Below are 7,276 nucleotides of genomic sequence, written 5' to 3' on the forward strand. Positions count from 1 at the left end.
CAGAAAGTCCTCAATTGAAGCAATGTAACCGCAGTAAATCCACAGAGGTTTGGAGATATTCCTGAGTTATGAACATTGCACACAGTTTAGAACGGGCTCGCCAATTATTTCCCACCAAAACTGCCTTGATTTTTGAGGGTAAATCTTTCTCCTACAAAGACCTTGACAGTATGGCAAATCGCATAGCTAATGGTTTGCACGGATTAGGAGTTAGACGTGGCGATCGCGTAGCCCTATTTCTGCCAAACATTCCAGAATTTGTCATTTCCTATCTTGGCATTCAGAAAATCGGTGCTGTGGCGGTTTCACTAAACGTGATGCTCAAGAGTGATGAAGTAAAATTCATCCTTTGCGATTGTAGTGCCAAGATTGTAATTACAACAGAGGAACTCAGTGAAAATGTGCCAGATAGGGACTTACCAGATTTAAAACACATTCTTGTTGCAGAAGGTAGAACAAGCAAGGGAATTAGCCTAGAACAACTGCTGGCAAGTGCTTCACCCAACGCACGTGCTCTCGAAATGAAGCGCAACGAACCAGTGGCCATTATTTACACATCAGGAACAACAGGCTTCCCAAAAGGCGCTACTCTTTCCCACGGTAATGTAATTTTCAATAACTACACTTCCCGCCATTATTATAACTTGCAACCTGATGATAGATTGTTGCTTTACTTGCCACTATTCCATTGCTTTGGTCAAAATGCTATTTTAAATAGTGGACTTAGTGCAGGGTCAACCATTATACTGCAACACAAATTTGCTCCAGAGAAAGTACTGAAAACTATTGACAGTTACCGCGTCACTAAATTCTTCGGTGTGCCAACAGTATTCATAAAACTGCTAGATATGAATACGTTTGGCTATGACCTTAGTTCAGTGCGTTCTTACTTTACAGCCGCAGCCAGTATGCCAGCTGCGGTTGTACAAAGGTGGCAGGAAAGGCATGGATTTGTAATTCTTGAAGGGTATGGTCTAACTGAAACCTCGCCATTTGCCAGCTTTAACCATGATTTGAAATACAAGCTTGGTTCAATTGGTACTCCAGTTCAAAATGTTGAAATAAAGGTTGTCAATCTTGACGGTCAAGAAGTAGCACCAGGGGAGTTGGGCGAGATAGTTATTCATGGCCCAAATGTCATGCTTGGTTATTGGAATCGCCCATTTGAAACTGCCCAAGCTTTAAAAAATGGTTGGTTCCACACAGGGGACATTGGACAAATGGATGATGAAGGCTACTTCTATGTGGTTGACCGATTGAAAGATATGATCAATGTTTCTGGATTTAAAGTTTACTCTACTGAAGTTGAAAATGTCATCTACAAACATTCAGCGGTCGCTGAGGTAGCCGTATATGGCGTTCCAGACCGATTAAAAGGTGAAATAGTCAAAGCCAACATTGTGCTTAAGCCCGGTCAGGCGATCGCAGAAGACGAAATTATTGCATTCTGCTCTGAGAGGATAGCTAAATACAAAATTCCGCATACATTCAAGTTTGTTGACTCAATTCCAAAAAACGCGACTGGCAAAGTACTTAAACGGCTTCTACGTGAAGAAGAGCTTTCGTCTAGCAGTCAGTATCTAGTCAAAGCTTGAAATACTAACGAAATTGAATAGCTATTGAATAGGCTTAGGAGTCTTGCAAAAATAACTTGAACACTTTTGATTGGGAAGTAAAGCTAACAGCCTATTCCAGATTAAATTTGTACAACTTATTTTTACATGATGCCTTAATGTCACCCTTGTCTGGATCTGCGACATCATAAGTCAGTATTAATAACTCTTAGCGCCACAAGTTTTATGGAGGAAATATGAAGCTGAGTACGATAGACAAAGTTGAAGTTGCTAAAAAAATACGCCTACACATCAAAATTGCCAAAACTCATTCGGAAGTTCTTCAATGTCAGTCTTTGATAGCTGAAATTTACTACAAAAAGCTTGGGATTATGTTTTCCGATTCCATTTTCGATCCAGAGGCTAAAATTGAGCTTTATCCTCAACAGTGCCTGATGGGATTAGTTGATGGCGAACTCATTGCCAGCATAGGTCTATATACACGTGGTACTAATGCAGAAAGACATGGCAAAGTAACTGAGCAAGATATTGAAAAACTACTAGTAAAAGCCGGGGCGGTCAAGAGGTATTCTGGCAAGTACCTAAGAGAATTGACTAAATTTGTTGTCAGAGATGAGTGCCGAAATCAAGGTATTGGTAAAGTTTTATTGGGTGCAGCGCATTCCAAGGATTTTATTCATTTAGATGAAGCCCAGCCACACGTTCTTGTTGCTTGTGCTACTCTCTCGATTTTCAAGTATTTTTCTAATTCTTTAGGCATACATACCCGCAGCATCAAACCAATTCCTCTTTATAAGGTTCACGAATATTACCGTTCTGATGATAATCCCATGGAAAGCCGTCTGATAATTCCAGATATTGATATTCCAGAACAATTGTATAACACTAAGCTTCCTAAAGAGTACGAAATTGAAAAAAGCGGCTATTTTTAAGCACGCTGTTTCTAGAAATACACTCAACTCTGGTGTAAAGAACATTAACCAGCAACCAGTTTGTTAGTACAAAAACAGATTTCTTTATTTTTCTTAAAAAAAAGGAGATGCAGTTATGGACCTCGTAAACGAACTGGAAGGAATTCTCAATGTGATGATTGACAAATTGTATGCGGATCCAAAATATTCCAGACTGATTACCGGAGAACTGACAAAAGAGGAATACTTGAACTTTCTCACGCAAACATATCATTACGTCATAAACACTCCGAAGACATTGCTCACTGTAACGAAGAACTTGAAAGGACACCCAAACCCGATATATCAAATGATCCAAAAGCGATTTTTAGAACACGCAAAAGAAGAAAGAGGGCATCACCTCTGGGTTTTGAACGATGTGAAAGCATTAGGGTATGACCCTGAAATGGTAAAGAATACTGCGCCATCGCCTGCCATTGAGGCATATAATGCGTATTCCCACTTTGTGGCAACATCACAGAATCCAATAGGCATCTTTGGAGAAGCATATATTTTGGAAGGATTCTCAGAAAAAATTGGGCCTGTTAGTTTAAAAAATTTGCGTGAAAAGAGTACGATACCAAACATTGAAAAAGCAATATCATTCATCGTGTTTCATGCAGAAGCAGACATAGACCACATGCAATCTTTACGAAACATCTTGCGCGATGTCACTGATGAAGATGACAAATATGCAATCCGCTTGTGTGCTAGTGTCGTTGCTCAGCAATACACACACTTATTACACTATGTGGAGCCAACGAGTCCTACCTGGCCAGTGGGTGCTTCAACAAGGGGTAAAGCTAAGATAGCGGTAAAATAGCTCACATCGGCTAAAACTTTTTACTTGCTTCAGTTTCAGCCTGTTAATCGCAAAGCTTAAGTTTGCAGTTCACATCTTGCCTTGGCAAAAGAGCAGTGAAGCTTGAAGCCTTGACTCGCTAAGGTTTACAGCCGTACCTTTCTGACAAACTTAAAAAGTTTGTATCAAATTGAAGGAGCTATTTTATGACCGCAATACCTATCTCATCTATACTTGAGACTCAAAAAGACTACTTTAGCCCATTCAGTAAGTGGAACGAGTCGAGCTGGATTCGGAGCAAGCCCTTTCGGATAGATTCTTTTTCTGGTCTGCCATTTTCTCCAGACTTAGTTCCGCTAACTTTCCACCGAGCAATTTCTGAAGATTCTAACCGTTGGATTACTGTTCTTGCTTATAAGCTTCTCGATCACCTTCAGTTCACGACTTTGGTTGAACTAAGCTATGTTAACCCTATATGCACCGATCTAGCTCTAGGGAAGGCACCTATTGCTTTGACAACTGAACAGAGAAATGATGCCTTACGCATCTATTGTGATGAAGGTGGGCACGCACTTTTTATAGAGACTTTGTCAACGCAGGCTGAGATAGCTTTCGGGATTAATCGTTCTGTGCTTGGACGTCCAAAATATGATCTTACTGTTCAGAAGCTCCTTGCCTCTCATCAAACTCAACTGTCACCAAACCTCATTAAGCTGTTTTTTGTCTGTATCACGGAGACTCTGTATGTAGGAACTTTTAGCAACGTCCCACACGATGTCCAAGTAGCACCAGTAGTACGTGCCGTCATTAGCGATCATATAGCTGATGAGGCTCTGCATTACGTTTATTTTCGCAACTTGTTCCCTTCACTGTGGAGTAGCCTTTCTCCCTGGGAGAAAGAGGAAATCGGTCAACTTCTACCCCTACTTGTGCGGGCTTTTCTTGAACCCGATCGCCAATGTGACTACAACATTCTTAGGAAATTAAATTTTGCTGCGAAGGATGCAGACGGAATTTTAGAAGAAGTTTATGCACCTGGAAAAATTGCAGAAGTGCTAAAACAGGCAGCTAAACCGGCGTTAAAAATGTTTGAAGCTGCTGATGTCTTTTTGATTCCTTCTGTTAAACAAGCTTTTGAAAATTACGAACTTACGTAGTAACTGTTCACTACTGGGACTTTATAACTTTCTGGAATAAAAAGCGCCTGAAAGCCTGTGTGGACAAGGCAAATACGCCAACAGGGGTAAAAGTACCTCAAACTCAGTAACGATAGGCATATGTACCAATTCTAGTCAGTTAAAAGCCATGTCCAGTTTGACTTGTCACGGGAAGTCCTCAAACAACGAAACCACGTGGTTTTTTCCACAACCTCATTTTCAATAGTTCTAAATTAATGAAAATAGGCAACGGAAAAACCAGAGTCTGGGAAATCAAATTATGCGCTCGCCCACCTGCCAAACAGACGTTTTCCAGATACCGTGAAAAGTCAGCAGTAACTTGAATTGATTGAAAATAGGAGATATAAGCAATGATTGTAGTGATAAAATCCGGCACCCCAGCAAGAGAAATTGAGCGAATCAGTCAAGAACTCAACAGCTGGAACGTCACACCTGAAAAAAGTGCAGGTCGCCACCAAGTGGTGATTGGTTTAGTCGGGGATACAGCGGCTCTCAATCCTCAACAAATCCAACAACTTAGCCCTTTTATTGAGCAGGTGCTGCGGGTAAATCAGCCCTTTAAACGGGCTGCCCTTGAATTCCGCAATGGGGAGCCTAGTACGGTATTTGTAGGAACATCATCAGGAGTTATCGCTTTTGGTCAAAACTGTCCCATTGTGCAGGTGGCTGGACCGTGTTCAGTAGAAAATGAAGAAATGATTATCCAGACAGCTCAGCGGGTTAAGGCTGCAGGTGCTAAGTTCTTGCGGGGTGGAGCCTATAAGCCTCGCACTTCTCCTTATGCTTTTCAAGGACATGGTGAGAGTGCCTTAAACTTGCTTGCGGCAGCTCGCGAGGCTACGGGTTTGGGTATTGTCACTGAGGTTATGGATACAGCCGATCTTGAGAAAGTTGCACAGGTCGCTGACATTATTCAAATTGGTGCTCGCAATATGCAGAATTTCTCACTGCTGAAGCAAGTAGGGGCTCAAGATAAGCCAGTTTTGCTCAAGCGAGGGATGTCGGCCACGATTGAAGATTGGCTGATGGCTGCAGAGTACATTTTGGCAGCAGGCAACCCAAATGTGATTTTGTGCGAGCGCGGAATTCGTACCTTTGACCGACAGTATACACGCAATACGCTTGACCTGGCAGCGATACCAGTGCTGCAAACGCTGACTCACTTACCGATTATGATTGACCCCAGTCATGGGACAGGTCGAGCTGAGTACGTATCAGCGATGTCTCGAGCTGCGATCGCGGCGGGGGCAGATTCTTTAATGATTGAAGTTCACCCCAACCCAGCTCAGGCGCTCTCGGATGGTCCCCAGTCTCTGACACTGAAGCAATATGAGCAATTAATGCAGGAGATGGCTGTCATTGGCAAAAGCGTTGGTCGTTGGTCGGAAACACCTATTTCAACTGCAACGCAGAATACTATTCATCTGCAGGAGTTGGCTTTGAGAGTCTCCTAATAAAAACCGCCATAACATTTCAGTTTGATAGCAAAGGTCTGGGGTAAATAACCATATTCTCAAGATGGGTTCTACAGAAGGAAAAGTCAATGATGAACATAAAGAATTTTAGGCAAGAAATTGATACTCTCGATGAGATACTCGTTCAAACACTGGCTAAACGCTTTGACCTCTGTAAACAAATAGCTATTTACAAGAGCCAAGTTGGGATGCCAATGATGCAGCCAGAGCGCGTAAAGGAAGTAAAGGAACGATGCTCAAGGATCGGAGAGAAACACGGTCTCGATGCAGAATTTACTCGTCGGCTCTATGGGCTGATTATCAACGAAACCTGTGAGCTTGAAGATAGGCTGATGCAATCCTTTAAGCAGGAAAACCAAAAACCTAATCGCTCCGATTCGCTTTCCAAACCGATTTTCAGCTCAAATTAATTGTTAATCTCGTCACAGAGTCCAAACAATGAGCAACACTTCTCTATCGTCAAAGCAATCTTTGGCAGAAAAGCTGCGCGAGTTATATGAAGAAATAGATCGTCTAGTAGTGAAGATTCAATCCTCACCTTTTGATTTCCCACAGGTATCTATGTTAGAGTCAAATTCCGGTGCCAACTCGCTGGCTATAAGTCACGGTGAACTGCTACGGCTTAAACCTGGTTCCCCAACTATCCTTTCGCAAGCCTTGGAACGGACTGCAATTCATTCTTCCAACAAAGGCATTGTTTATATTGAGTCTAATGGTAAAGAGAGCCTTCAGCTCTATCCAGCTTTGCTAGAGGAAGCCCAGCGGATTCTAGGAGGATTAAGAAGGATAGGACTCAAGCCTCAAGACAAAGTGATTTTTCAACTTACTAACAATCAGGATTTTATAGCTGCTTTTTGGGGATGTATGCTGGGAGGCTTTGTCCCCGTACCAATTGCGTTGGCGCAGCCCGCCGCAGGCATCGCACCTACCTATTCTGAATCCAATGGGGCGGTTAGTAAGCTACATCGGGCTTGGCAGATGTTGGAACATCCAATTATCCTGACTAGCCAGAAACTAACTGCCTCAATTCTTTCCCTGTCGGCTCTTTGGGCAATTGAAGACCTTGGCGTTGCCACAATTGAGGAGTTACGAGCCAATGCTCCTGACAAAAACTTGCATCACAGCCACCCTGAGGATTTAGCTTTGTTGATGCTAACTTCTGGAAGCACCGGAATGCCTAAAGGAGTTATGCTCTCGCATCGCAATCTTCTGAGTGTGTCAGCAAGCACAGCTCAGATGAACAATAGACTCGTCCGAAAATTTGCAACACCCTCTGAGTCTGGCTTTGGATAGCGTT

The 7,276-nt window shown here is 42.6% G+C and carries 7 protein-coding genes; all 7 read left to right on the forward strand.

All coding sequences use genetic code 11. The annotated features are described in order from the left end of the window. Positions 1–68: 68 nt before the first annotated feature. Positions 69–1,595 (forward strand): class I adenylate-forming enzyme family protein, encoded by a 1,527-nt coding sequence (locus ACM0OZ_RS40885; RefSeq protein ID WP_414588597.1) that lies wholly within the window; start codon positions 69–71, stop codon positions 1,593–1,595. Between the two features lie 215 nt (positions 1,596–1,810). Beyond that, positions 1,811–2,506: a hypothetical protein gene (locus tag ACM0OZ_RS40890; protein WP_414588598.1), complete on the forward strand. Its 696-nt coding sequence runs from the start codon at positions 1,811–1,813 to the stop codon at positions 2,504–2,506. A 115-nt stretch (positions 2,507–2,621) separates the two neighbouring features. Continuing rightward, the gene (locus ACM0OZ_RS40895) at positions 2,622–3,347 is read left to right on the forward strand and encodes an iron-containing redox enzyme family protein (protein WP_414588600.1); all 726 of its coding nucleotides are present in this window, start codon (positions 2,622–2,624) and stop codon (positions 3,345–3,347) included. Between the two features lie 185 nt (positions 3,348–3,532). Continuing rightward, positions 3,533–4,483: a diiron oxygenase gene (locus ACM0OZ_RS40900; protein ID WP_414588601.1), complete on the forward strand. Its 951-nt coding sequence runs from the start codon at positions 3,533–3,535 to the stop codon at positions 4,481–4,483. 371 nt (positions 4,484–4,854) lie between these two features. Then, positions 4,855–5,958 carry a 3-deoxy-7-phosphoheptulonate synthase gene (aroF, locus tag ACM0OZ_RS40905; protein ID WP_414588602.1) on the forward strand — a complete coding sequence of 368 codons (1,104 nt, stop codon included), beginning with the start codon at positions 4,855–4,857 and terminating at the stop codon, positions 5,956–5,958. Positions 5,959–6,047: 89 nt separating this feature from the next. Further along, on the forward strand, positions 6,048–6,389 hold the full coding sequence (locus ACM0OZ_RS40910; RefSeq protein ID WP_414588603.1) for a chorismate mutase: 342 nt from the start codon (positions 6,048–6,050) through the stop codon (positions 6,387–6,389). 28 nt (positions 6,390–6,417) lie between these two features. Continuing rightward, on the forward strand, positions 6,418–7,272 hold the full coding sequence (locus ACM0OZ_RS40915) for an AMP-binding protein (protein WP_414588604.1): 855 nt from the start codon (positions 6,418–6,420) through the stop codon (positions 7,270–7,272). The last annotated feature ends 4 nt before the right edge of the window (positions 7,273–7,276 follow it).

Source organism: Scytonema sp. PCC 10023, from assembly GCF_963920835.1.
Classification (GTDB): Bacteria; Cyanobacteriota; Cyanobacteriia; order Cyanobacteriales; family Nostocaceae; genus Kalymmatonema.

Excerpts from the sequence above, each read along its gene's own strand:
- ACM0OZ_RS40885 (WP_414588597.1), top strand. The coding sequence starts at position 69 with ATGAACATTGCACACAGTTTAGAACGGGCTCGCCAATTATTTCCCACC.
- ACM0OZ_RS40890 (WP_414588598.1), top strand. The coding sequence starts at position 1,811 with ATGAAGCTGAGTACGATAGACAAAGTTGAAGTTGCTAAAAAAATACGC.
- ACM0OZ_RS40895 (WP_414588600.1), top strand. The coding sequence starts at position 2,622 with ATGGACCTCGTAAACGAACTGGAAGGAATTCTCAATGTGATGATTGAC.
- ACM0OZ_RS40900 (WP_414588601.1), top strand. The coding sequence starts at position 3,533 with ATGACCGCAATACCTATCTCATCTATACTTGAGACTCAAAAAGACTAC.
- aroF (WP_414588602.1), top strand. The coding sequence starts at position 4,855 with ATGATTGTAGTGATAAAATCCGGCACCCCAGCAAGAGAAATTGAGCGA.
- ACM0OZ_RS40910 (WP_414588603.1), top strand. The coding sequence starts at position 6,048 with ATGATGAACATAAAGAATTTTAGGCAAGAAATTGATACTCTCGATGAG.
- ACM0OZ_RS40915 (WP_414588604.1), top strand. The coding sequence starts at position 6,418 with ATGAGCAACACTTCTCTATCGTCAAAGCAATCTTTGGCAGAAAAGCTG.